The 997-nt window shown below is 75.7% G+C and carries 2 pseudogenes; both read right to left on the reverse strand.

From position 1 onward, the window contains the following. Positions 1–515 (reverse strand): annotated as a pseudogene (locus AC27KI_RS25765) (DNA polymerase Y family protein); the annotation flags it as partial. Continuing rightward, positions 481–997, reverse strand: a pseudogene (locus tag AC27KI_RS25770) (hypothetical protein); the annotation flags it as partial. The pseudogenes AC27KI_RS25770 and AC27KI_RS25765, both read right to left, overlap by 35 nt.

The raw sequence follows: 997 nt of genomic DNA on the forward strand, positions 1-997 counted from the left end.
GAGCCCATGCGCTCCAGGCTGGCGGCGTGGCGGGCGCAGGGCCGCCAGGGTGCGCAGGGGGCAGGTCGTGCGGGCAACCGGCGCGGCGGGCGATGCGGAGGGTCGGCCTGGGCCAGCCGCAGCAGGGCCAGGGCTTCGAAGGCCGTAGCGCCTTGGGCCAGTGCCGGGTCGCCGCCGGAGGGCTGCGGCAGGCGGCGGGCGGCGGCCTTGTCCTTTTCTGGTCCTGGTTCTGGTTCTGGCCCTTGCCTTGGCCGTCCGGACGCTGGGGTTTCCTGCGCTTCGGCAGGCCCTGCCAGCTCGCCCTGCCCGCCGAAGGCCGGGTGGTGCTGCCGGATCAGCGAAAGCAGCCGGGCCCGGCCGCCCCAGAGGCGCTCGGTGCTGGCCACCTCCAGCAGCAGGGCTTCGTCGAGCAGCGCCACCCGGGGCGTGAAGCGCAGCGCCCACCAGCCCGCCGAGGCGGCCGGCGCGCCGGGCGGCAGTTCATCCAGCGACGAAGGCACGGCGATCCAGTGCATGGACCCGCTCCTGATGGACCGCCACCCCCTGTGGCGCGCCAGGCCGCTGTGCAGCCGGCACTGAGGCATCGCCCGGAAACCGGCGCGCCTTCAACGCCCGCATCGCCGCCAGCACGGCGGACAGCGCGGACGCATGCGCGCAGACCGGCACCGGCTGCATCAACGGCGGCCCGCGCCGCTTGAGAACATGCACCTGAAGCACGCCGGGCGCCCTGCCCCCGTCCGGCCATCCCGGGACTTGCGCCGGAGCCGGCAGCCCCGGCGCGTGCCCCAGCGCTGGCGAACCTTCTGCCCCCTGAATCCCCTGGATCGCTGGAACGCCCTGCACCACCCACAGCCGCAGCGGCGCGGGTGAGGCTTGCTGGCGAAGGTCCTGCGGGCGGAACACCCAGAGCAGCGCCGCCTGCTGGGCCGCAGCCAGCTGCAGGCGGCGCAGCGCTTCGGGCGGCGCCTGGGGCAGCCAGGCCAGCACGGCCAGCACG

The sequence above is a fragment of the Acidovorax sp. KPB24-03 genome (assembly GCF_057546605.1).